Annotated in this window: 18 protein-coding genes; 13 read left to right on the top strand and 5 right to left on the bottom strand. The window is 63.3% G+C overall.

Going from position 1 to position 23,233, the window contains the following annotated elements; genetic code table 11:
- The 6 genes from O7A70_RS18235 to O7A70_RS18210 form a co-directional block, all read left to right on the top strand.
- The coding region (locus tag O7A70_RS18235; protein WP_337141620.1) for a beta strand repeat-containing protein at positions 1-2,915 on the top strand (2,915 nt) is incomplete at its 5' end.
- A gap of 60 nt (positions 2,916-2,975) precedes the next feature.
- Positions 2,976-3,347, top strand: a complete 372-nt coding sequence (locus tag O7A70_RS18230; RefSeq protein WP_337141619.1) for a hypothetical protein — start codon at positions 2,976-2,978, stop codon at positions 3,345-3,347.
- Between the two features lie 28 nt (positions 3,348-3,375).
- Positions 3,376-4,119: a lytic transglycosylase domain-containing protein gene (locus O7A70_RS18225; protein ID WP_337141618.1), complete on the top strand. Its 744-nt coding sequence runs from the start codon at positions 3,376-3,378 to the stop codon at positions 4,117-4,119.
- 97 nt (positions 4,120-4,216) lie between these two features.
- Entirely contained in the window at positions 4,217-5,416 is a 1,200-nt protein-coding gene (locus O7A70_RS18220; RefSeq protein ID WP_337141617.1) for a penicillin-binding protein activator, read from the top strand.
- A gap of 46 nt (positions 5,417-5,462) precedes the next feature.
- On the top strand, positions 5,463-6,125 hold the full coding sequence (locus O7A70_RS18215) for a thermonuclease family protein (RefSeq protein WP_337141616.1): 663 nt from the start codon (positions 5,463-5,465) through the stop codon (positions 6,123-6,125).
- A gap of 138 nt (positions 6,126-6,263) precedes the next feature.
- Complete coding sequence (locus O7A70_RS18210) at positions 6,264-7,019, top strand: GGDEF domain-containing protein (RefSeq protein WP_337141615.1); 756 nt, start codon at positions 6,264-6,266, stop codon at positions 7,017-7,019.
- Between the two features lie 146 nt (positions 7,020-7,165).
- On the opposite strand, the gene smc is transcribed toward O7A70_RS18210, so the two are convergent.
- The 3 genes from smc to O7A70_RS18195 all read right to left on the bottom strand — a co-directional run bounded on the left by smc (position 7,166) and on the right by O7A70_RS18195 (position 12,156).
- Positions 7,166-10,624 (bottom strand): chromosome segregation protein SMC, encoded by a 3,459-nt coding sequence (smc, locus tag O7A70_RS18205; RefSeq protein WP_337141614.1) that lies wholly within the window; start codon positions 10,622-10,624, stop codon positions 7,166-7,168.
- Between the two features lie 123 nt (positions 10,625-10,747).
- A complete protein-coding gene (locus O7A70_RS18200) occupies positions 10,748-11,491 on the bottom strand; it encodes a DsbA family protein (RefSeq protein ID WP_337141613.1) in 744 nt (247 codons plus the stop codon).
- A gap of 164 nt (positions 11,492-11,655) precedes the next feature.
- Positions 11,656-12,156, bottom strand: coding sequence for a DUF721 domain-containing protein (locus O7A70_RS18195; RefSeq protein WP_027142382.1), 501 nt, complete (start codon positions 12,154-12,156; stop codon positions 11,656-11,658).
- A 53-nt stretch (positions 12,157-12,209) separates the two neighbouring features.
- Between O7A70_RS18195 and mutY the strand changes: the two genes are divergently transcribed.
- Both mutY and O7A70_RS18185 read left to right on the top strand, forming a co-directional pair.
- The gene (mutY, locus tag O7A70_RS18190; RefSeq protein WP_337141612.1) at positions 12,210-13,349 is read left to right on the top strand and encodes an A/G-specific adenine glycosylase; all 1,140 of its coding nucleotides are present in this window, start codon (positions 12,210-12,212) and stop codon (positions 13,347-13,349) included.
- Positions 13,342-13,953 (top strand): HAD family hydrolase, encoded by a 612-nt coding sequence (locus tag O7A70_RS18185; RefSeq protein WP_027142380.1) that lies wholly within the window; start codon positions 13,342-13,344, stop codon positions 13,951-13,953. Before mutY ends, O7A70_RS18185 begins: the two co-directional genes overlap by 8 nt.
- A 66-nt stretch (positions 13,954-14,019) precedes the next feature.
- Here O7A70_RS18185 and O7A70_RS18180 read toward each other — a convergent pair whose 3' ends face one another.
- Positions 14,020-15,153 (bottom strand): site-specific DNA-methyltransferase, encoded by a 1,134-nt coding sequence (locus tag O7A70_RS18180; RefSeq protein ID WP_337141611.1) that lies wholly within the window; start codon positions 15,151-15,153, stop codon positions 14,020-14,022.
- A gap of 177 nt (positions 15,154-15,330) precedes the next feature.
- Here O7A70_RS18180 and O7A70_RS18175 point away from each other — a divergent pair, with 177 nt between their 5' ends.
- The gene (locus O7A70_RS18175; RefSeq protein ID WP_337141610.1) at positions 15,331-16,020 is read left to right on the top strand and encodes an HAD family hydrolase; all 690 of its coding nucleotides are present in this window, start codon (positions 15,331-15,333) and stop codon (positions 16,018-16,020) included.
- Between the two features lie 142 nt (positions 16,021-16,162).
- Here O7A70_RS18175 and O7A70_RS18170 read toward each other — a convergent pair whose 3' ends face one another.
- The gene (locus O7A70_RS18170) at positions 16,163-16,894 is read right to left on the bottom strand and encodes a hypothetical protein (RefSeq protein WP_337141608.1); all 732 of its coding nucleotides are present in this window, start codon (positions 16,892-16,894) and stop codon (positions 16,163-16,165) included.
- 130 nt (positions 16,895-17,024) lie between these two features.
- On the opposite strand from O7A70_RS18170, the gene thrC reads away from it, so the two are divergent.
- The 4 genes from thrC to O7A70_RS18150 are packed head-to-tail and all read left to right on the top strand — an operon-like array spanning position 17,025 to position 23,226.
- On the top strand, positions 17,025-18,419 hold the full coding sequence (thrC, locus tag O7A70_RS18165; RefSeq protein ID WP_337141607.1) for a threonine synthase: 1,395 nt from the start codon (positions 17,025-17,027) through the stop codon (positions 18,417-18,419).
- A 14-nt stretch (positions 18,420-18,433) separates the two neighbouring features.
- Positions 18,434-19,726 (top strand): M16 family metallopeptidase, encoded by a 1,293-nt coding sequence (locus O7A70_RS18160; protein WP_337141605.1) that lies wholly within the window; start codon positions 18,434-18,436, stop codon positions 19,724-19,726.
- A gap of 12 nt (positions 19,727-19,738) precedes the next feature.
- The gene (locus O7A70_RS18155; RefSeq protein ID WP_337141604.1) at positions 19,739-20,335 is read left to right on the top strand and encodes a GNAT family N-acetyltransferase; all 597 of its coding nucleotides are present in this window, start codon (positions 19,739-19,741) and stop codon (positions 20,333-20,335) included.
- A gap of 2 nt (positions 20,336-20,337) precedes the next feature.
- Positions 20,338-23,226, top strand: coding sequence for an EAL domain-containing protein (locus O7A70_RS18150; protein ID WP_337141603.1), 2,889 nt, complete (start codon positions 20,338-20,340; stop codon positions 23,224-23,226).
- Positions 23,227-23,233 lie beyond the last annotated feature (7 nt).

The following is a 23,233-nucleotide window of genomic DNA, read 5'->3' as shown; positions in this document are numbered from 1 at the left end:
CCCTCAAGGATGGCGACGGCGACCTGTCGACCACGACGCTGACCATCAACCTCAGCGATGCCGGCCTCTTCGCTCCCACCAACAGCGATGTCACCGTCAACGAGGCGGCCCTCGACACCTCGACCACTGGAGCCGATCTCACCCACGGCACCGTCACCGGCTCGCTGCCGGGCTCGACCGCCGAGACCGATGCCGCCAACCAGCTCAATGCCACCGGCGGCTTCGCACCGCTCACCTATCAGCTGGCCAGCGGCGGCAATGCCGCCACAGCCGGAACCTACGGCACCATCCAGGTCCACACCGACGGCAGCTATGTCTATACGCTGACCGCACCCGTGCACGGACCGGCAACCGCCGGCACCGATACCGTCAATGCCGCCGAGAGCTTCACCTATCAGGTCACCGACGCAAACGGGAACACCACCACCGGCACCATCAACATCGCCATCGTCGATGACGTACCGACAGCCCATGACGACACATGGGGTTCGACCATCACTGGACCCACCACTCTTACCGGCCTGCTCGGCAACGACGTCTTCGGCGCCGATGGCGTGGATACCGACAACAGTCCGATCAGTGGCCAGGTCACAGTCACCACAAACGGCGCCCACGGCACGGTGGTCTACAACAATGATGGAACGTTCACCTATACGCCAACGGGCGTCTACGTTGGATCGGACTCGTTCACCTACACGATCAAGGACGGCGACGGCGACACGTCGACGGCAACGGTAACGCTGAATGTCCAGACCAATACGGTCCCGTCAGGCGGCGGCACCGCCTCGCTTACATTGAACGAGGCCGCGCTCGACACGACGCAGGATGCCTCGTTGCCGGCGGATCTTCATGCTGGTGTCGTGACCGGCACCAACCCAGGCAGCCGTGGCGAGACGGCGCAGGCAAACAGCGGGATCACCTTCACCTCATCAGGCGAAGCGATTTCCGTTGCCTTCGCCGACCCGACCGACGCTTCAAAGTGGGTGGCACCGACGGTTTCGGGTCTGGCTCCCGGTTACACGCTGTCCTGGAGTTTGGTCGGCGGGGAATTGGTTGGACACTTAGTCCAGACGGCCGGCAGCTTGGACCTTGGCGCATTCGTCTATCTGGCCTTGTCGAATACAAACGCAGCCGCCAACAGCTCACTCACTCCGGTGGTGACCGCAACGTTGACCGATCAGCTCCAGCATGCCGCGGGCTCCGGCAACATCGCCATCAACGGCCTCCAGGTGGTGGCAACCGACACCAGCGGCGATCACGTTTCCGGCGCGGTCAACCTGACGGTTCTGGACGACGCTCCGCTGCCGTTCAAGCCTGACGGCATCTTCGTGGAAAACACCCCGCATACGGTGCTTACGGAAAGCATCAACTTCGCTGCAAGCGCCGGCGCCGACGGCGTTGGCAACGTGGTGTTCAACGTGAACGAGGGCGCGGCCGTCACATCAGGCGGCACAAACATCTTCCTGAATGGCGAGCAGGTCTTTTTCCACGTGGTCGATACGCACACGGTGGAGGGACGAACCTCGGCCGCGAACGGCAGCGACCTCGCTTTCACGGCGACCCTGAACCCAGCGACGGATACCTGGACCTATACTCAGGCCGCGACGATATTTGCCGGTAACCAGTTCAATACGGCGAACTTCTCACCCAGCGGCGGCAACAATGACGCGATCGTTCTGAACTCAATCGGATCGACCAGTGATCTGCTTGCGACCGGCAATGGCCACCCCGTAAACACGAGCACGGGCAGTTGGGGTGTTAATGGTGGAAACAGCATCGGGCCAGGTGAGGCGATTCGTTTCGATTTCGTGAGCAACGCAACCACCGACGGGACCATCGCCGGACTTCCTGGAGGTGTCGGAGTTGGAACCCACTATACGGATCACTACGAGGTGGCGAGCTATACCCAGGCGATCGGCAATGTCTCGGGATCAGATCCGGTGTCGATAACCATCCGCCCCGTCAACGCCGATTACGACAATTCCTACATAGGCGACGGGACCGGCGAAAGCACAGCGTTCGGCAGCCTTGTCACCGTGGTCGATGGGTCAGGTGGACCCGTTGTTCCAGCCGCGACATATAATGCGTTGAACGGAATGTGGACTATCACGGGGCTGGAGCAAGGCGATACCTTTACCGTAGTCGCCAATTCCGATCCGTTCAGCGCTATCGAGATTTCGGCCAATGCCAGTTCGAACGACTTCAAGCTGGGTCCGGTCACCTATACGACTGCGAACGCCGTCACGCCTTTCGACATCTCGATCCCGGTCACCGCAACCGACGGCGATGGCGACCCGATCGCCAGTTTGCTGACGGCGCACCTCTCGCCTGATACCAGCACGTGGCAAGGAACGGCCATCGCCGATACACACACAACGACGACAACTGAAACCGCCCTGTTCGGCGAAGATGGCAACGACATCCTTAGCGGCCTTCCGGGACAGGCCGATCTCCTGGCCGGCGGGCGCGGAATCGATACCCTGTTTGGCGACACCGGAAACGACACGCTTTACGGCGGCTCCGGCAACGACACGCTTAACGGCGGCGGAGGCAATGATCTGCTGATCGGCGGTTCGGGCCAAGATACGCTCATCGGGGGCACCGGCGCCGACACGTTCAAGCTTGAGCATCTAGATATCAAGGATCTCATCAGCGATTACAGCGGCGTCGGCGGCGATGGCGACGTGATCGACCTGACGTCCCTTTTCAAGACTGGAGCCGGCAACGTTGCCGACTTCGTGAACTACGATTCGGCAACACACACACTGAGTGTCGATGCCAATGGTCTGACCGGTGGCGCCAACTTCATCGACGTGGCGCAACTGACCAACGCGGTCGCGCCCGTGACCAGCACGATCACACTGCTGTATGACGATGGCACTAACACACACACGACCACGGCAAATGTGGTTTAAGACCATGGTGCGTGGCCAAACGACTATGGTATATCGTCAGATCATGGAGGGGAGTTCATCATGAAGACTGTTTCGAGACTGCTGGCTTCGGTGGCGGCGCTGTTGTTGACGGCCGGGTCGGCCGGCTATGCCGCCGATATCATCGAAGGCCCGACGGCCGATTATTGCCGCACCGTTGGAACGTCCAATCTCGTGCTGACCGACAACACGGTCGACCTCACGAAACAGGTCGTGAAGCTGATGGACGAGTCGGTCGCCGTCGCCAACAGCCCGGAATGGATCCATTCATCCCGGCCGGTCTTCGTTTGGGCATCGGAAGCCAAGGTCGCCTGCGGCATGGCTTACGGCTACCTGAAGACCAACTACAAGGACGAAGACACGCTCAACAAGTGCGAGTGTTTTCACGACCGCATGGTCGAGTACATGAACTGACTGCAGCGAGAGCACACCGGCGGGTCCGATGATTGGCGATCGCGCACCGCTCGCCGTGATCGCCGGGGCGATTGCGCTGACCGGTTGGCTGGTGCCGGCGGCGCCAGCCAGGGAATTCGAACCGTCTTCCGTCGAACAGGCAACATCAGACATCGCAACGCGGCGGATGCACTGCAGTGCCGCAGCCCAGTGGTCGCGCGAGACCTACAAGGCGTTCGCGACCTGTCAGGCATCGATCTACGGTCTTGAACCGGCACTGGCGCATGTCGTGATCGAGATCGAAAGCGGCTTCGATCCTGACGCACGCGGGGGTGCTGGAGAAATCGGACTGATGCAAGTCATGCCGGCAACCGCGCGCATGCTCGGTTTTCGCGGTTCGCTCGAGAATCTCAGCGCGCCCGCTACCAATATCGCGTTTGGCGTCGAGTATCTGGCGCTCGCGAACAAGCTCGCCGGCGGCGATCTGTGCACGACCGTGATGAAATATCGCGCTGGCCACAACGAGACCCGGTTCTCGGCACTTTCCGTTCGCTATTGCGAGCGTGCGAGAGCCATACTGGCAAGGGATGGCCTGGAGGTAGCCGGGCCCTTGCCTGTGGCGACATTCGGGTTTTCCGCCCTTTCGCAGGAAAGCATGCCGACGGGGGCAAAGCGTGTCTGTGTGCGCAGGTTTTTCGTGCCCGGCCCACGCTATATGAGATGTGCCGACTATCGAACCGTGGAGCAGGCCAGACGCATCAAAGCGCTCAGGGCCGAGCTGTTCCGTGACTGAGCACTTCGGTCGAATGGCGCCGCCATGATATATCGTGCGGACGAGACCGGGAAAGACATGTCGTCGCCATGCGCGGCAGACAGGGTGGGAGCAAAAAATGGAATTTGACCGGCCGGTCCACGGCCCGCGGACATGGGTGGTCGCTTCCGTGCTGGCAATGTCGTTGCTCGGCTGCCAATCGAAAGGCGCGGTGTCCGACGCGCTCGATCCCGCTGCCATCCAGGCCCCCAATCAGCCGGCTGCCGTTGCTGTCGCCAATGCAAGCCTGACAACGCAGTCTCTCGGCACCGGCCCCACAAAAGTCGCCATGCTGCTGCCCCTCTCCGCCTCCGGATCCGCGGGCGAAAACGGCAGAAAGATGCTCGACGCCGCCAAGCTCGCGATGACGGATCTCGGCAACCCGCTGCTGACGCTTACCATCGAGGACACAAGGGGAGACGCGACCTACTCCCAGCAACTGGCGGTAAAGGCCATTACGTCGGGAGCGAAAGTGGTCATCGGTCCGACCGAACTGGCGGCGGCGCAGCATGTCGCCAAATTGTCGGGCTCAAACCGGCCGGTGGTCCTGGCTCTTGCGGACAATTTTGCCGGTGGCCCGGGCGTCTATGCGGTATGCCTTAGCGAGGCGGACAGCGCCGCGGCAGGCGCTGGCGCGATCGCGGCCAAGGGCGCCAAGAAGTTCGTCCTGCTGGTGCCAGCGGGCGCGAGTGCCGATATCATGGAAAAGCGGGTCGCCAACAGCCTCAGCGTGTATGGAGCCGCCCTTGCAATCACCATACCCTATACGAGCGCCGACAGCGCGGCCAAGGCGGTGGCGGACATGGGCTCGCTGGTGGACGTCCCCGATGCCGTGGTCGTTGCCAGCGGCGACAGCAATCCGTCGCCAATCCTGATCGCCCTGAAGGCAAAGGGCATTCCTGGAAAATCGACCTCCGTGATTGGCACGAACCGCTGGCTGGAGCACCCGACCAGTCCACTTTTCGAAGGCGCCTATATCGCGACGCTCGACCAACACGAAACAGGTCCGATTTCGGATCGTTTCAAGGCAACCTTCAACTATCAGGCCGACGTCAATGTCGCTTATGCCTATGACATGGTTGCCCTGACCGCGGGGATCGCGAGCGCTGCCGGACCTAACGGTTTCAACAGGCAGGTTTTCGAGAACCGGAGTGGATTTCGCGGATCGACCGGCTTGTTCAGGTTCCGCGCGGATGGATCCAGCGAACGCTCGATGCCGTTTTACCGGATTGAAAAAGGCGCGCTCAAACCGGTTGCCAAATCGACGTCCAGCTTCTAGCGAATTGGGCGCGGCAGGCCTGATGGGACAAGCCGGACGCCTTCGCATGATGATCGCGGTCGCAAGCCTCGAGCTTCTCGTCGGCATCCTGCTGCTGGTCAAGGCGGCGACCCTGTTCCCTGTCGAACGGACCGTCACCAACCCGGCCCCGGACGTCAGCGTTGAAGTCGCGCAGCACCCGGTTCGATCGATCGTCAATTCAGCCCGCAAGATTGCCCAGGATCTCATCGCACCGCCGCAGATCGAGGGGTCCGGCATGGAGCGGGTGGAACCTCGCTTGCCCCTTGGCGATCTCGGCCTCGCCCCACAACCCAAGCCATCGATGCCCAAGGATTGGCAGGAAACACCGCTGTACCGTCCGGTGGCCACGTCGTCGGCCGGTTTCGAATCCATGGGGCGGAAATTGTTCATCAGCGGGACCCAAAGCGTTGCGACCGACAGGGTCTGCCTGTTTCACGAGAGTGCCTGGCCTTGCGGGCAGCGGGCGCGCGCGGCTTTCAACAACTGGATGCGCGGGCGGGCGCTGAGCTGTTTCGTGCCTCCGGCGGTCGACCGCTTCCCTGTCGCGGCGACATGCAGGCTGGGCAAACAGGATGTCGGCGCCTGGCTCGTATCGAATGGCTGGGCGCTGGCCTTGCCGGGCGGCATCTATGGCAAGGCCGAAGCAACTGCGAGGACGGCGGAGATGGGAATCTTCGGCCCCCCGTAGGCGGCAGCAATCGGATTCGCCACAAAGGGCCGCATCGTCTGTTCAGAAAGCTGGCGATACGTCTCAAATTGTATTGTTCTTCGAAACCGAAATCGTAACTTGCGGGTCTTATGCTTGGCGTTCGAACGGAGATCGACGATGAGCAACGCAGCAGCTGATGTCCCGGCCCATCACGAATGGAAGAATGTCGCCTGGTTGGCTTTCCTTGGGACCATCGGCAGCTTGTGCGTCTCCCTGATCCTGAACTACCTGCTGTTGTTCAGCGAAACGCTGACGCCTTTCGGGCGTGGCATGATCACCGCAACGCTTTTGCCTTTGGTGATCTGCCTGCCGCTTTTTGTGTTCATAGGCCTGAAACTGGCCGAGATCCGTCGCTATAGGCGGGAACTCAACAGGGCCGCTACCTTCGATACGCTGACCGGTTGCCTGAACGGCAAGGTTTTCACGTCGCTGATCGAGAGACGGGCAATCAGGTCTTCCCCACCTGGCGAGCGATCGGGCGCCTTCCTGGTCATTCATCCTGAACATCTGAACGCCATCAATCTGCGCTTCGGCCTGAGCTGGGGCGACGAAGCCTTGCGCCTGATAGCCTCGACCATCCGGTCTTGCGTGCGTTCGCAAGACGTCGTCGGCCGCATAGGCGCGTCCATGTTCGGCGTCTTCCTTCCCGGAACGAGCGAGGCCGAAGCCAGGACGGTTGGCGAGCGTATCCGCGCCAGTGTCTCGCAGGTCTATTTTGCCCCTCAAGGCGCCGAGGAGATCCTGGCCGTCACCGTCGGAGGCGTGGTTTTCGAGCAGGACCTGGACTTCGAGGACATGTTCCGGCCGGCGGAAGAGAGCCTGTCGGGCAAAGGCGGTTTTGCACTGTCGCGCATTCAACCCGCTTCAGCCTGACGCCCTCCAAGACTTGTTCGGTTTTGCCGCGACTTTTTGCGATAATCGGGAAAGTCGATGCCAGAATGCGTGGCTTACCGCCCGCGATCCGTTCGCTACGATCCTTTGCTGAGGGCGAACGCGCAGATCCCGCGGCGCTGTCGGCGTCAGCTCGCCTCGCGCATCGCTTCGGCGGCCTGCAAGTCGACGGAGACCAACTGGCTGACGCCCTGCTCGGCCATGGTCACGCCGAACAGCCGGTCCATGCGGGCCATGGTGATGGGATTGTGGGTGATGATGACGAAACGTGTCTCGGTGGTGTTGGCCATCTCGTCCATGAGATTGCAGAAGCGCTCGACATTGTGATCGTCAAGCGGCGCATCGACTTCGTCGAGCACGCAGATCGGCGCCGGATTGGTCAGGAACACGGCAAAGATCAGCGACATCGCCGTCAGCGCCTGCTCGCCGCCCGACAGCAGCGTCATGGTCTGCGGCTTCTTGCCGGGCGGACGGGCCAGGATTTCAAGTCCCGCCTCCAGCGGATCCTCGGATTCGATCAGTTGCAATTCCGCCGTGCCGCCACCGAACAGATGCGAGAACAACCGCTGGAAATGGCTGTTCACCACATCGAAGGCGGCCAGCAGCCGCTCGCGGCCTTCACGGTTGAGGCTCTGGATCGCTTGCCTGAGCTTGCGGATCGCTTCGATGATGTCCTCGCGCTCGGACACGATCGTCTCCAGGCGATCGGAAAGCTCCTTCTGCTCTTCCTCGGCGCGCAAATTGACGGCGCCGAGCCGTTCGCGCTCGATTTTCAGCCGATCCAACTGGCGTTCGATCTCGGGCATCTCGGGCATCGGGTCGCCGGCTTCCAGGCCGGTGTGGCGGATGACCAGATGCGGGGGCGTGTTCAGCGTTTCCTGGATGCGCGCCTCGACCTCCAGCCGGCGTTCGTCCGCCGCCGTCAGCCGCTCCTCGGCACGGGCGCGGGTTTCGCGCGCTTCGGCCAGCGACTGGATGGCTGATGTGGCCGCCTTGTCCAGTTCGGCCTGCCTGTTCTCCGCTTCCTGCAGCCGGTCGGCGGCCGCCTTGCGCAAGGTCTCGGCCTCGGTGAGCTGCGACAGCAGCGCACGGCGCTTGGCGTCGATCTCGTCGGGCGCATCGGCCAGCCGTTCGCGCTCGGCCTCGGCCTCGGCCTTGCGTTCGCCGAGCGAGGCGATCTGTGTCGAGGCGTTTTCGGCACGCACCAGCCAGTTGCTGCGCTCGGCGCCGATGGCGTCCAGCCGTCGCGTGCGGGCCTCGGCTTCGCGCCGCAAGCCCTCATGGACGGCACGCGCGTCGGCAAGCGTGGCGCGGTCGCGAGAGACATTGGCCGAGGACTGTTCGAGCTGCAATTGCAGGTCACCGAGATCCGGCGCGTCCTGCAGCAGCATCTCGGCCTCGACGAAAGCCGCCGATGTCTCCTCGTGGCTGTCGACGATGCGGGCGCGCGCTTCGTCCAGCGCGGCACGCCGGCTCGACAGTTCACCGCCGGCCTTTTCGGCCTCGGCCAGCGCATTGCGGGCGGCGTCCAGCCGGTGCTGGGCTTCGCGTCCGGCCTGGCGTGTGGTTCGCTCCGCTTCGCTTGCCTGGCGCAGTGCCTGCTCGGCCTGCGCCAGCGTCTCCTCGGCCTGGCGCAGGACGAGCGTCGCCTGCACCGCTTCGGCATCGAGTTCGGCAAGCCGGTTCTTCTGCGCCAGCCTTTGTGCCGCAGCGGTCGGTGCATCGGCGCTGGCGGTCAGACCGTCCCAGCGCCACAACGCGCCCTCGCGGCTGACCAGGCGCTGGCCGGGAGCCAGAAGCCCCTGCAACCGGCGCCCGTCAGCGGCCTCGACGATGCCGATCTGCGCCAGGCGGCGGGCAAGTTGTGCCGGCGCGCGAACCACGCTGGCAAGGCTCTTGATCCCTTCCGGAAGCGCGGCGTCGCCGGGCTGAATTTCGCTTTCGCCCCAATGAGCCGGTGCGCTACGGTCGAGTGGCACGTCGAGGTCTTCGCCCAGGGCCGCGCCCAGGGCCGTCTCGAAGCCGCGCTCGACGCTGATCTGCTCCAGCACGGAAGGGAAGAGATCGCCGCTGGCCGCGTTCAGGATCTTGGCCAGCGTACGGGCTTCGGTCTCGACCCCGGCCAGTTCCGCCCTAGCGTCCTGAAGCGGGGGCCGAGCGGCACTTTCGGCGCCACGAGCGTCGATGACCGACTGCTCGGCCTGCGCCACCGAGGCCTCCGACTCTTCCAGCAATGCCAGCGCCTGTTCGACCAGGATCCGTTTCTCGGCCGGATCGGGCAGGCCGGCCACCTTGGCGAGGATGTCCGATAACTCCCGATCGACATCGGCGAGCTGACGGGCGAAGCGATCGCGCCGCTCGGCAGTTTCGCGCAAAGTCCGTTCGATCTGATGGCGCGAGGCGGCGGCCTCGGCGCGCTCGGCGGTCAGCGCGGCGAGCTTGGCTTCGGTTTGCGCAAGCGTCGAGGCGGTTTGTTCGAATGCCGCGCGGGTAGTGGCTTCTCGCTCCGCCGCGCCGGCGTTTTCGGAGTTCAGCGCGGCCTCTTCCGCGCGCAGGCGCTCGAGTACGTCGGCATTGTCGCGCACCATCCGCTCTTCGCGGGCGATGTCGCCGTCGAGTTGCTGCAACCGGCGCTCGAGTTCGGCCTGACGGGTGCGGATGCGGCCGGCTTCTTCCTCGATCTGCGACCTGGCGATCGACAGCCGCTGGAAGGCCGCGGCAGCCGCGGCTTCCGCGTCGCGCAGGTCGGGCAAGCGATGGGCGGAGATGCCCTGCTCCTTGGCCGCGTTCATCTGCGTGGCGGCGCGGTCGCCGACGAGCGCCGTGGCCGTCGCCAGCGCCGAACGCGCCTCGCCTTCCTGCGTCTTGGCCAACGTCCAGCGCAGATGCAAGAGCGTTGCTTCGGCCTTGCGAATGTCGGCCGACAGGTTCTTGAAGCGGGAAGCCTGGCGCGCCTGGCGCTTCAGGCTTTCGATCTGGCTTTCCAGTTCGCCGACGACATCGTCCAGGCGTTCGAGGTTCTGCTCGGCCGCCCTAAGCCGGAGTTCCGCCTCGTGGCGGCGGGTGTGCAGGCCGGAAATGCCGGCCGCCTCTTCGAGCAGCGCGCGGCGCGCCTGCGGCTTGGCCTGGATCAGTTCGCCGATACGGCCCTGCCCAACCATCGAGGGCGAGCGCGCGCCGGTCGACTGGTCGGCGAACAGAAGCTGCACGTCCTTGGCGCGCGCTTCCTTGCCGTTGATACGGTAGAGCGAGCCGGCCTCGCGCTCGATACGGCGCGACACCTGCAGTTCGTCGGCATCGTTGAAGGCTGATGGAGCCGAGCGGTCGCTGTTGTCGAGGAACAGCGTGACTTCGGCGGTGTTGCGGGCGGGGCGCGTGCCCGAGCCGGAAAAGATCACGTCGTCCATGCCGGACGCGCGCATGTTCTTGTAGGAGCTTTCGCCCATCACCCAGCGCAGCGCCTCGACGAGGTTCGACTTGCCGCACCCGTTCGGCCCGACAATGCCGGTCAGGCCGCGTTCGATGACGAACTCGCCGGGTTCGACGAAGGACTTGAAACCAAGGAGGCGGAGGCGCGAAAACTTCATTCACGCGCCTCATACACCGGTTCCGCAAAACTGTACCGAGGTTTTGCAACAGCGCGCATAGCGCGCGAACAGATAGAAAGGCAAGCAGCGCCGGAGCGCTGCCGCTTCGGCGCTGAGCTGATGTCAGAGCAGAGGGTCGATGATGGCCGACATTTCCTCAATCGACATCGCCCCTTTGTAGGTCTTACCGTTGATGAAGAAGGTCGGTGTCGAGTCGACCTTGAATTCATTGGCGCCACGCTTCTGGACCGATCTCACATCGTCCAGAAGTTTCTGGTCCGTCAAGCAGGCCTCGAAGGACTCCTGTGTAAAACCGGCGAGCTTGGAGATTTGCAGCAGCGCATCCTTTGTGTTGGACACGCCGACCCAGTTCGCCTGCTGCCTGAACAGGACATCGACCATCGGGAAATAGTTGTCCTTGGCGCAGCGCGCCAGCATGAAACCGGCTTCGGCGCTCGGATCGAACGGGAATTCGCGCAGGATGTAACGGGCCTTGCCGGTATCGATGTACTTGGTCTTCAAATCCGGGAAGGTGGTCTCGGCGAAATGCGCGCAGTGCGGGCAGGTCATCGAGGCGTATTCGACGATGGTGACCTTGGCGTCATCCTTGCCGAGCTGCTTGTCGGGCAGCGCACCCGGCTTCATCAGTTCGGTCATGTCGACGGTGCCCTGCGCTTCCGGCACCTGGACGGCGGCCGGCGTGGCCGGCTTTGCGGGCGTCGCCGGGTCCGCGGGCTTGACATCCGCAGCCTTGGCCTGTTCGCCGGAATCGCTGCAGGCGGCGAGCAGGGCCACCGCCGGGATGGCGGCCAGCGAAGTCAGGACGTTTCTGCGAGAGAAGCTTTGGCCAAACGGGGTACGGCTCATACGAATCACCTGATAAGGGTTGGATTTTGCAATGCAATGGCACGAAAAAGCGAGAGTTGGCGCGAATTAAGGCATCCCTGTCCCCAATCCAATCGCGAAACCTGACGAGGGTGATCACGAATGCGAGAGATTAACGACAAACCTATGACCGTTGCCAGTCATAACTAGGCTTTCCTTGCGCCCAGAATGGTCGCACCCAGCCGTTCCAGCGAGGCGCGCAGCCCGTCATCCTCGATCAGCCCGACAGTATCGGCCAATTTCGCCTTTTCCGCCGCGCTCAGTGGCCTGAGGGCAGGTTTGGGCCGGGCTCTTCCCGAGCTTACCGGCTTCTGCACGATCCTGATCCGGCCTATCGCCCTGAAACCCAGGAAGGCGTTCACCCGGTTGATGATCTCGCCGGTCTCGTGCTGCAGGTGAAGCGCGGCCATGCCTTCGCAGGCGATGACCAGCACGGCCGGCTCGAACGGATCGTCTTCGTGCAGGCGGCGGGGCCACTGGATCTTTTCGGGCCGCGAGTGGATGGCCAGGCGCGGTCCGGCAATCTCTTCCCAGGACTGGACAAGACCGATCGAAATGCCTGCCCGCTTGCGCAGCACCGGATCGAGGATCTCGGTGGCGAGGTCGCTCACCGGAACGGGATTGCCGAAGGGCCTTTTCCCTGCCATGTGCGTTCTCCAGCCACGACCCAGCAGATACCGGCCAGGCCAACGCAAGATCAATGGCACCAGCAGACCAGACCCGCAAGGCCCTGACCAGCAAGGCCATCTCAGACGATACGGCGTCGCGCCTGCTCGCCTGGTATGACGCGCATCATCGCGAATTGCCGTGGCGCGTGACTCCGCGCGAGCATGCACGCGGTGTGCGGCCCGACCCCTACCGCATCTGGCTGTCCGAAGTGATGCTGCAGCAGACCACCGTCGAAGCGGTGAAATCCTATTTCCGCGCCTTTGTCGAGAAATGGCCCGATGTCGAAGCGCTGGCAGCGGCGCCGACCGAGGATGTGATGAAAGCCTGGGCGGGGCTCGGCTATTACTCCCGCGCCCGCAATCTCAAGGCCTGTGCCGATTTGGTGGCGGCACGCGGCGGCCGGTTTCCAGGCACCGAGACCGAACTTCGAGAATTGCCGGGGATCGGCGCCTATACGTCGGCGGCGATCACGTCAATCGCCTTCGACCGTCCCGCGGCCGTTGTCGACGGCAATGTCGAACGCGTCATCTCAAGGCTGTTTTCGATCACGACGCCGCTGAGCGAAGCCAAGCCCGAGATACGAGCCCATGTCGAGCGCATGGTGCCGGCGACAAGGCCCGGCGACTTCGCCCAGGCGATGATGGATCTCGGCGCGACGATCTGCACGCCGCGCCGCCCGCGCTGCATGCCGTGCCCGCTGCGCGACGACTGCAGCGCCGTCATTGCAGGCGACCCCGAGAATTTCCCGGTGCGGCTGCCAAAAGCCGACAAACCGCTGCGGCGCGGCGCGGCTTTCGTGGCCACACGTGAGGACGGCGCCATTCTTTTGCGCAAGCGGCCGGAAAAGGGCCTGCTTGGCGGCATGACGGAAGTGCCTACCACCGCCTGGACGGCGCGGGCGGACGGAGCCACCACGCAAGCGGCGGCGCCCTTTCCCGGCAACTGGCTGCGCGCCGGAAAAATCACGCATGTATTCACCCATTTCGCGCTCGAACTCGAAGTCTTTCGCGCCCACATCAAAGGTGATGCACTGGCAGGGTATTTCTGGTCGCCGGCCCATGAGATTTCAGGCGAGGCGCTGCCCACTGTCATGAAAAAGGCAATCGAGGCTGCGATACCCGGCGCGACGAAAAAGCCATCGCCGTTGAGTGCAAAGAGGCCCCATGACTGAAATCCGCCACATCGTTTTCGACATCGGCCGCGTGCTGATCCATTACGATCCGAACATTCCGTTCAGCCGCCTCATTCCCGATGCCGAAGAGCGAAAGTGGTTCTTCGACAATGTCTGCACGCATGACTGGAACATCGAACAGGATCGCGGCCGGACCTGGGAAGAGGCCGAGGCGCTGCTGATCGCGGAGCATCCCGAGCACGCCGAAAACATCCGCAATTTCCGCCGCCACTGGCACGAGATGGTTCCGCATGCCTATGACGACAGCGTCGCCATCATGCTCGGCCTGATCGACAGCGGCCACGATGTGACGATGCTGACCAACTTTGCCTCCGACACGCTGGCAGAAGCGCGTGAACGCTTCGATTTCCTCGATCGCCCGCGCGGCGTCACCATTTCCGGCGAGATCGGCAAGATAAAGCCGGACCGCGGCATTTACGACCACCACGTGGCCGCGTTCGGCCTGGAACCGTCGGCGACACTGTTCATCGACGACAGCCAGAAAAATGTCGACGGCGCCAAGGCCGCCGGCTGGCAAGCGGTGCTGTTCACCGATGCCAGTACGCTTCAGGCGGATCTTGAACGCTTTGGAATCAAGGCGTGATCTCTATCGCTTGTGGCGATCCGTTGAGAATTTGAATCCAACGAATATGATGCAAGCGGCAGGGGGTCAGCCCCCTGCCCGTTCCATGCCGAGGCGGGCGATGCGACGCAGTTCGTCGATCGGGGTCAATCCGCCGCTGCGCTCATAATGCCAGAAGGTCCAGCCGTTGCAGGCGTCCAGCCCCTGCACCTCGGCGCCGATCTTGTGGATCGAGCCGGCGCTGTCGCCGATCGCCACCGTGCCATCGGCGCGAACCTTGGCGGCCCAGCGCTTCTTGGCGTCGTAGAGCGTGGCGCCGGGCGTCATCAGCCCAGTGTCGATCAGGCTGACGAAGGCGACCCGCGGCTCGGCGCGTTTGCCGGTAAGCACGGTAAGATCCGCTTCGTCGAATGGCCGCACGGCATCGATGCGCTCTTTGGCGGCGTCGATATAGGCCTGCTCGCGCTCGATGCCGACGAAGTGGCGGCCGAGGCGCTTGGCCACGGCACCCGTCGTACCGGAGCCGAAGAACGGGTCGAGTACGACGTCACCCGGCTTGGTCGACGCCATCATGATACGGGCAAGCAGCGCCTCGGGCTTCTGCGTCGGATGCAGCTTGTCGCCATTGTCGTTCTTCAGGCGCTCGCCACCGGTGCAGATCGGGAACAGCCAGTCGGAGCGCATCTGGATATCATCGTTCGACGCCTTCAGCGCTTCATAGTTGAAGGTATAGCCTTTGCCCTTCTGATCGCGGGAGGCCCAGATCATCGTCTCATGCGCGTTCTGGAAGCGGCGGCCGCGGAAATTCGGCATCGGGTTGGTCTTGCGCCAGACCACGTCATTGAGGATCCAAAAGCCGAGATCCTGCATCTTGGCGCCGACCCGGAAGATGTTGTGGTAGGAGCCGATGACCCAGATCGTGCCGTTGGGCTTCAGCACGCGGCGCGCCGCCAGCAGCCAGGCGCGGGTGAAGGCGTCATAGGCCTCAAAACTCTCGAACTGGTCCCAGTCATCGTCGACCGCGTCGACCTTGGACTGGTCGGGACGGTGCAGATCGCCGTCCAGCTGCAGATTGTAGGGCGGATCGGCAAAGATGACGTCGATCGACTTTTCCGGCAGGCGGTCAAGGGCCGCGACGCAATCGCCTTTCAGGATGGTGTCCAGCCACTCGGACTGCTGGGGAGCGTAGGAGAGCTCGTCGAGAAGACGCACGGCTGACATTTTTACACCCAAGGCACGCGTTACTGTTTACTCCCCGTTATGGTTACCGATCAGCGTAAATATTCGGTGAAGGCGCGCGGATGGCCACCAGATTTGCGAAGGTCCGGCCGTTGGTGTATGCCGCGCCGCTTGGGCCCTGAGTGGCCATCCCCTCCATCCTCCATCGTCCGGATCACCATGCCCCAGCCAGATCTTGTCATCTTCGATTGCGACGGCGTGCTCGTCGATTCCGAAATCATCGCCGCGCGGGTCGAGGCCGAATTGATCACCCTGGCCGGATATGAAATCTCGGCTGAGGAGATTGCCGAGACCTATGCCGGCCTGACCTTCAAGGACATCCTGATCCGGATCGAGGAGAAGTCCAAAATCCCGTTTCAGGTGTCGCTGATCGATCGCGCCGAGGAACTAGTTGACCGCAAACTGCGCAGCGACGTGCGTGCCATCGAGGGTGTGCGCGAAGCGGTCGCCTCGGTCACGGCGCAGCGCTGCATCTGCTCCAATTCACGTTCGGAGCGAATCGAGTTCATGCTGGATAAGGTGCATCTGCTGCCATTCTTCGCCGGGCGCATCTTCTCGGCGATGGAGACGCCGACCGGAAAGACCAAGCCGGCTCCGGACGTGTTCCTGCATGCCGCCGAAAAGCTCGCCGCCAACCCGGCGAACACCTTCGTCATCGAGGATTCCGTGCACGGCGTCACCGGCGCCAAGGCCGCCGGCATGCGCGTGATCGGTTTTACGGGCGCCAGCCACAGCTATCCCGGCCATGCCGATGCCCTGACGGAGGCCGGCGCCGAAACGGTCATCCGGCGGTGGGCTGAGTTGAAAAGCGTGATCGCGGCGCTGTCGGAATGGTCTGCGGATGCTTGAGATGCGTGCGCCCGGCCGGACGCACGCCACGCTGGCAGCCGACTACAGCATGTCGCGGCGAATAGGATCGCCCGACCTGCTGTAGGCTTCTGTTTTTATGCATGTCGTTATCGGAACCGAGGACGCTTCCGGGCGACATGCATTAGTTTGTCGCGGTCGCCTTCTTCCTGTGGGTCTTCTTCTTCGGCTTGTCGGTCGTTGCCTTGGGGGCGGTTTCATCATAACCGGCATAGGCCTGATAGTCCGCGGCCGTTGGCGCCGGTACGACGACATTGGAATCGGTGAAGACAAACTGGGTGGCGACCGAGGGATCGGTCACCTGAACCTGATACTGGTGGATCTGCGAATAAAGTACGTCGGTGCCATGCATAACCGCCGTGCGGATCGGCATGGTGATGGTGCCCGGCGTGAACTTCGGTCCGGGTACGATCTTGCCGGCGACCGCGATTTTCATCGTCAGTTGCCCGTCGGCACGGCTGCAATCGCGGGTCACGTCGCTGATCGACGCCTGATAAATGATCCTCGCCGAATCGTCGGGCGGCGTGGCAGCGGCGGCGTCGGCCGCGGCCTGGGCCGCGGCATCCGCGGCCGCGTCGCCGGTCTTCTTGAGCTTCGGCTTGGGCTTCTGGGCCTCGTTGACATAGGTATTGAAGAACGCCGTGCCATCGCGCACCGTCACCCTTGGGCAATAGGCGTTCAGCTGGCTGGCCAGCACCTTGGGATCCTGTGGCGGCGGAGGCGCCGTCGGGTCCTTCTTGCCGAAACCGAGGTTCAGGATGCCATTGTCGCCTGATTGGCAACCGGCGGCGGCAAGCATAAAGCCCGTGAGCGCAAGACCCGCCAAAAAGCGACCACTTGATATACGAAACGCCATGAAACTGCACTTCCCTCTCGCAAAGCTGGTGACGTATATCAACCGCGCGGCAAAAATGCGACTAGAGCCGGTGCAGAAATTAACCACCTTGTGGTGAACGGAAAAACCAGGCGGCAAACGGATCTGTGACATGCATTATGTGAGTACCCGCGGGGAAGCGCCCGCGCTTGGATTTTCCGACGCCATCCTGGCTGGGCTGGCGCGCGATGGCGGGCTCTATGTGCCGCGCGAATGGCCGCGCTTCTCGGCAGCCGACATCCGCGCCATGCGCGGCCTTGCCTATCCCGACCTCGCCATCCGCGTGTTGACGCCGTTTCTGGGCGGCGAGATCGCCGCGCCGGTCTTCGAGCGCCTCGTCCGCGAAGCCTATGCCACCTTCCGCCATGAGGCTGTCTGCCCGTTGGTGCAGACCGGCGCCAACACTTTTGTCCTCGAACTCTTTCATGGGCCGACACTGGCGTTCAAGGACGTGGCGATGCAGTTGCTTGCCCGGTTGATGGACCATGTGCTTGCCGAACGCGGCCAGCATGCGACCATCGTCGGCGCCACGTCGGGCGATACCGGCGGCGCGGCCATCGATGCCTTTGCCGGGCGCAGCCGCACCGACATCTTCATCCTTTTTCCGCATGGCCGCGTCTCGCCGGTGCAGCAGCGGCAGATGACAACGTCGACGGCTGAAAATGTCCATGCGCTGGCGATCGAGGGCAATTTCGACGATTGTCAGGGCCTGCTGAAGGACATGTTCAACGATCACGGCTTCCGCGACCGGGTGTCGCTGTCGGGGGTCAATTCGATCAACTGGGCGCGAATCATGGCCCAGATCGTCTATTATTTCTCCTCGGCGCTGTCGCTCGGCGCGCCGGACAGGCCGGTGTCGTTCACGGTACCGACCGGCAATTTCGGCGATATTTTCGCCGGCTACGCCGCCAAGAAGATGGGCCTGCCGATCGAACGGCTGGTCATCGCCACCAACGACAACGACATATTGGCACGCACCTTCGCGACCGGCGAATACCGCACCAAGGGGGTCTTTGCGACCACCTCGCCGTCAATGGACATCCAGGTGTCGTCGAATTTCGAACGCCTGCTGTTCGAGGCGTCGAACCGCGACGCGGCGACCGTTCGACGTTACATGGCAGGCCTCAAACAATCGGGCGCCTTCACTATCGACGCCGCGGAAATCGCCGGGATGCGGTCCGAATTCGATGCCGGCCGCGCTGACATGGACGAGGTCGCCGCCACCATTCGCTCGACGCTGGCAAACAGCAACTACCTGCTCGATCCGCATACGGCGGCAGCCATGCACGTGGCGGCGGGCAAGGCTGGCGCGGTGCCGATGGTGGTGCTGGGCACCGCCCATCCGGCGAAATTCCCGGCCGCCGTCGAGGCCGCCAGCGGGGTCTCGCCCGCCCTGCCCGCATGGCTAGGGGGATTGATGACATTTGAGGAAAAATACACGGTACTTCCATCCGACCTCAAAATGGTGGAAGATTACGTCAGCCGCCGCGCGCGGGCGGCGCGTTAAGGAGTACGAGCCATATGGGTGTTGAGGTAAGCCGTCTGTCGAACGGCCTGACAGTCGCCACCGAAACCCTTCCAAGTATCGAATCGGTTGCCTTGGGTGCCTGGGTCAAGTCGGGTGCCCGCAATGAACGCGAAGAAGAGCATGGCATGGCCCATTTGCTCGAGCACATGGCGTTCAAGGGGACGAAGCGGCGAAGCGCCTTCGAGATCGCCTCGGAAATCGAGGACGTCGGCGGCGAGATCAATGCCGCCACCAGCGTCGAGACCACATCCTACTACGCCAGGGTGCTCTCCGACGATGTGCCGCTGGCCGTCGACATCCTGTCCGACATCCTGCAGGAGTCCGAATTCGACCCGCAGGAACTCGAGCGCGAGCAGCATGTCATCCTGCAGGAGATCGGCGCCGCCCACGACACGCCAGACGACATCGTCTTTGACCGTTTCACCGAGACGGCCTTCCGCCACCAGACCATTGGCCGCTCGATCCTGGGCACGCCCGAAACCGTAAAATCCTTCACTTCCAAGCAGTTGCATGATTTCATCGAACGCCAGTATGGCGCCGAGCGGATGGTGATCGTGGCCGCGGGCGACATCAAGCACGACAAGTTCGTGCGCGAGGTCGAAAACCGGCTCGGCGGTTTCCGCAGCAAAGCCGACAGCACCATTCCGCAATACGCGCAATATGTGGGCGGGGATTTCCGCGAGGACCGCGACCTGATGGACGCGCAGATCGTGCTGGGCTTCGAGGGCCGCGCCTACCATGTGCGCGATTTCTACGCATCGCAGGTACTGTCGATGATTCTCGGCGGCGGCATGTCATCGCGTCTGTTCCAGGAAGTTCGCGAGAAACGCGGTCTCTGCTACTCGGTCTATGCCTTTCACTGGGGCTTTTCCGACACGGGCATATTCGGCGTCCATGCCGCCACGGGGCAAAGCGACATCGCCAAACTGGTGCCCGTCATCGTCGACGAGTTGCAGAAGGTCGGCGACAGCATCCTGCAGGAAGAGCTCGACCGTGCACGCGCGCAGTATCGCGCCGGGCTGATCATGTCCGCCGAAAGCCCGGCCAGCCGCGCCTCGCAGATCGCGCGGCAACTGCTCCTTTTCGGCAGGCCGATCGCAAAGGAAGAGCTGATGGAGCGGCTGGCGGCGCTGACGATCGAGCGCCTGACCGATCTGTCGTCGCGGATGTTCTCGACCAAGCCGACGCTTACCGCTGTCGGGCCCGTGGGTACGCTGGCGCCATACGAGGCGATCCTTGATTCGCTTCCGGGCACGCAGGCCACGGCCCGCAGGCTCGCCGTCTAAGTCCCCAGCGCCGTGTTCGCGCTCCCTTTCTTTCGCCGTGACCTGCCGGCACTGAAGGGCAACCTGGTCACGCTGCGCGTGCCGTTCACCAACGACTACCGCGAGTGGTCGACGGTGCGCGGCGAAAGCCGGGCGTTCCTGGAGCCGTGGGAGCCGCGCTGGACCCCGGACGAACTCGATCGCACGGCATGGCGCCTGCGCATCAGCCGCTATCGCGAGGACTATGCTCAGGGAACCGCGATCGCCTTCTTCATCTTCGAGAAGTCGAGCGGCAAGCTCGCGGGCGGCATCACGCTCGGCAACATACGCCACGGCGTCTCGCAAAGTGGCCATGTCGGCTACTGGATCGGCGAGCGCTTCGGCGGCCGCGGCCTGATGACCGACGCGGTCCAGGTGGTGGCCCGCTTCGCCTTTGATACGCTGAGGTTGCACCGGATCGAAGCCGCCTGTATTCCCGACAATATCAGGTCGATCCGCGTGCTTGAAAAAGCCGGATTCCGGCGCGAAGGACTTCTGCGATCCTATCTCAGGATCAACGGCCTCTGGCAGGACCACTACCTCTACGCCCGGATCGCCGACGATCCGCCGGGCGCTGGAACGAAGGACTGATTTTGACGAATTTCCTGCGAAACGGGCCGCTGATCGCCTTTCTGCTGGCGACGATGCTGACGCTGTGCGCCGCTTCGTCGGCCTTTGCCGTCGAACCCATCAAGATTGCGCGCGACGATGTCGCGCTCGACCTTTCGCGCGCCGTCGAGATCTACCGCAACCAGGGTGAGAACTTCCAGGTGTCGACCGCGCCCGGGCCGGACGGCATCGTGCGGCGCATCGAGGTCGAGGCCAACGATGCCCGCTCGACCGGCGACTGGGCGGTTTTCGCGCTCGCCAACACTACCGACCAGCAGCTCGACAGGCTGATCGTCGCGCCGCATTTCCGGCTGGTCAATTCCGGCATCTTCTGGCCGGATCTGGGCTCGACGCGCATCGCAGCCATCACGCCCAGCGAAGGCTTCGCGCTCGACCGCCAGACCAGCCCCGACGCCGACGTGTTCCGGGTGACGCTGAACCCCGGCACGGTGATCACCTTCATCGCCGAGCTTGCCTCGCCGAAGCTGCCGCAGGTCTACCTCTGGGATCCGGAATCCTACAAGGACTCGGTCAATTCCTACACGCTGTTTCGTGGCATCGTCATCGGCATCGCAGGCCTTCTGGCGCTGTTCCTGACCATATTGTTCGTCGTCAAGGGGACGTCGATGTTCCCGGCGACGGCGGCCCTTGCCTGGGCGGTGCTTGCCTATATCTGCGTCGATTTCGGCTTCCTCAACAAGGTCATCGAGATATCGCCCGGCAACGAGCAAATGTGGCGGGCCGGAACGGAGGTGGCGCTGGCGGCGACCTTCGTGGTCTTCCTGTTCGCCTATCTCAACCTCAACCGATGGCACGGCCATTTCAGCTATGGCGCCCTGGTCTGGATTCTGGGCCTGCTGCTGATCGCCGGCGTCGCCATCGTCGATCCGGCGGTTGCCGCCGGCATCGCCCGCATCTCGTTTGCCGCCACGGCGCTGACCGGGCTCGGCCTGATCATTTTCCTCGGTATTCGTGGTTATGACCGAGCGATCATGCTGGTGCCCAGTTGGGTCATGGTGCTGTTATGGCTGTGCGGATCGTGGATGGCGATCACCGGCATGCTCGACAACGACATCGCCCAGCCGGCGCTCGGCGGTGGGCTGATCCTGATCATCCTGCTGATCGGCTTCACCGTCATGCAGCACGCCTTTGCAGGCGGTGCGCTGCATCAGGGGCTGTTCTCCGATCTCGAGCGACAGGCGCTGGCCGTCGCCGGGTCGGGCGATACGGTGTGGGACTGGGACGTGCTGCGCGACCGCGTGGTGACCAAACCCGATGTCAGCATCCAGCTAGGCCTTGCCCCCAACAGCCTGGGCGGTGCCGCGCGCAACTGGCTGCCGGTGCTGCATGCCGATGACCGCGACACGTTCCGCACGACGCTCGACGTCGTTCTGGAGCATCGCCGTGGCAAGGTGGCGCAGAATTTCCGCCTGCGCGGCGCCGACGGGCACTATCACTGGTTTGCCCTGCGCGCGCGCCCGGTGATCGGGTCGGACGGCGAGGTGATCCGCTGCGTCGGCACCATGGTCGACGTAACCGAACAGAAGAAATCCGAGGAGCGGCTGCTGCACGACGCCGTGCACGACAATCTGACCGGCCTGCCGAACCGCGAATTGTTCATGAACCGGCTGGAGGCGATCATCTCGATCGCCCGCACCGAAGAGAAGGTGCGGCCGACCGTCTTCGTGATCGACATCGACCGCTTCAAGCAGGTCAATGACGGGCTCGGCATCTCGGCCGGCGACACCATCCTGCTTACCATAGCGCGGCGCCTGCACCGGCTGTTGAAGCCGAAGGATTCACTGTCGCGCTTCGCCGGCGACCAGTTCGCGCTGATGCTGCTGTCCGAGCAGGATCCCGCCCGCATCGCCGGCGTGGCCGATGCGATCAAGCATGCGATCAACAATCCGATCACCTTTGCCAAGCGCGAGATCGTGCTGACCGCCTCGATCGGCCTGATCACCTGGACCTCGGCGCAGACCTCGGCCGAGGACATGGTCAAGGATGCGGAGCTCGCCATGCATCAGGCCAAGCGTTTCGGCGGCGACAGGATCGAGCCGTTCCGGCCGGCTTTCCGCACAGTCGGCACTGACCGTCTGCAGTTCGAATCCGACCTGCGTCGCGCCATCGAACGGCGCGAATTCACGCTGGCCTATCAGCCGATCGTGCGCCTGGAAGACGGCAGCGTCGCCGGCTTCGAAGCGTTGCTGCGCTGGGACCATCCACGCCGCGGCATGATCCCGCCGGCCGATTTCATCCCGGTCGCCGAAAGCTGCGGGCTGATCGTGCAGCTTGGGCTGTTTGCCATGCAGCAAGCAGCCGAGGATCTCGCAGGATGGCAAAAGCAGATCGGCGACGCGCCGCTGTCGGTCTCGGTCAACCTGTCCAGCCGCCAGCTCATCCGCCGCGACCTCGTCAGCGATGTGCGTTCCGTGATCGCGCGCGCCAATTTGAAGCCGCGCTGCTTCCGGCTCGAACTCACCGAATCCCTGGTCATGGACAATCCCGAGCAGACGGCCCACGTACTGACCAAGCTGAAGCAGCTCGGCATCGGCCTGTCGCTGGACGATTTCGGCACCGGCTATTCATCGCTCGCCTATCTGACGCGGTTCCCGTTCGACACCATCAAAATCGACAAGAGCTTCGTCGACGACAGCACGCCAAAACGCGCGGTGCTGCTCAAATCCATGGTCAACATGGCGCATGAGCTCGGCCTGTCGGTGGTCGCCGAAGGCATATCAGACGAGCGCGATGCGCTGGAGCTGCGTCAGATGGGCTGCGAATATGTGCAGAGCTTCATGTTCGGCGCGCCGATGCCGGGCGACCAGGTGCTGAAGACGCTGAAGGAGCAGTATCCGCTAACCCAGGCCTGAGAGAATC

Source organism: Mesorhizobium sp. Cs1299R1N1 (genome assembly GCF_037179655.1).
Lineage (GTDB): Bacteria > Pseudomonadota > Alphaproteobacteria > Rhizobiales > Rhizobiaceae > Mesorhizobium > Mesorhizobium salmacidum.
This window is presented reverse-complemented; position numbering and strand designations above follow the sequence as displayed.